Below are 1,014 nucleotides of genomic sequence, written 5' to 3' on the forward strand. Positions count from 1 at the left end.
ATTTACTGGCGGTCTAAAGTGCCCTTTCGCGCAAAAGTTGGTTGGAAGCTAGAATAAATCACCTTACGGGAATCGAAATTTCAAGGCTAAGTGTGTCATAGACAGAAAATAACTAACGTGCTACATTGCACTTAATGTGTAACACATGAGGATGCAGCTATGAATGAATCAACTTTTACCTTCCGAGTTGATGATGCCTTGAAAAGCCAATTTGCCCAAGCAGCTAAATCCCGCGACCGAAGTGGGGCACAGCTTCTTCGAGACTTCATGCGCGAATTTGTACAGCAACAGGAAGAAGCCGCAGAGCATGATGCTTGGTTCCGCCGCCAAGTACAGATTGGCCTTAATTCGGCCAACGCGGGTAACTTGGTGTCTGCCGCTGAAGTAGAAGCTAAATTTGCAGCTCGTCGGGCTTCAACGCGGCGTCGGATCAAAACCTCTGAATGATGGAGTTACTTTGGACACCAGAGGCGATACAAGACCGCGAAGATATTTATGATTACATAGAAGCTGATAACCCCGCAGCAGCTATAGCTCTCGACGAGTTGTTATCAGAAAAGGCTTCACGCTTAGTCGAACATCCTAGTCTCGGACGTCTTGGGCGGATGGCTGATACCCGCGAGCTGGTTGCTCATCAAAATTATGTTCTAGTCTATGACGTAATTAGGGAGCAAGTCCGCGTGCTTCGAGTCCTTCACGCTACTCAACAGTGGCCGTAGAAACGTATTTATTGAACTCTCCTGCCGTCAGGGAATACAACTTACATTTCTTTGTGGTGAGCTGTGAGCTAGAGAAAATAGATAAATCCAACCATAAGTAGTTTTTAGCTGTAATCCCCCCATTTATAACCGAAGTTAAAAGTAGAGAGTTAAGCCGCGTCCAGTAATTACCTTGGCGGTACGCGACCAATGGCTGTGTTTGGTCGTTCGTTATTGTATGTCCAAAGCCACTCTGTTGCCAGGTATTGGGCTTGTTCAATTGTTTCAAATAGATGCAGCGCTAGCCATTCGTGAC

The 1,014-nt window shown here is 46.3% G+C and carries 3 protein-coding genes; 2 read left to right on the forward strand and 1 reads right to left on the reverse strand.

All coding sequences use genetic code 11. From position 1 onward, the window contains the following. The first annotated feature begins 159 nt into the window (after window positions 1-159). Window positions 160-447, forward strand: a complete 288-nt coding sequence (locus M1L23_RS12800) for a CopG family ribbon-helix-helix protein (RefSeq protein ID WP_252627834.1) — start codon at window positions 160-162, stop codon at window positions 445-447. After that, window positions 447-719, forward strand: a complete 273-nt coding sequence (locus M1L23_RS12805) for a type II toxin-antitoxin system RelE/ParE family toxin (protein ID WP_252627835.1) — start codon at window positions 447-449, stop codon at window positions 717-719. The genes M1L23_RS12800 and M1L23_RS12805 overlap by 1 nt, the downstream gene beginning before the upstream one ends. 167 nt (window positions 720-886) lie before the next feature. Here the strand turns inward: M1L23_RS12805 and M1L23_RS12810 are convergent. Further along, a partial coding sequence (locus M1L23_RS12810; protein ID WP_252627836.1) for an integrase core domain-containing protein occupies window positions 887-1,014 on the reverse strand: 128 nt, incomplete at its 5' end.

Source organism: Aliidiomarina quisquiliarum (assembly GCF_023922585.1).
In the GTDB taxonomy this organism is placed as follows: Bacteria; Pseudomonadota; Gammaproteobacteria; order Enterobacterales; family Alteromonadaceae; genus Aliidiomarina; species Aliidiomarina quisquiliarum.

Excerpts from the sequence above, each read along its gene's own strand:
- M1L23_RS12800 (WP_252627834.1), top strand. The coding sequence starts at position 160 with ATGAATGAATCAACTTTTACCTTCCGAGTTGATGATGCCTTGAAAAGC.
- M1L23_RS12805 (WP_252627835.1), top strand. The coding sequence starts at position 447 with ATGGAGTTACTTTGGACACCAGAGGCGATACAAGACCGCGAAGATATT.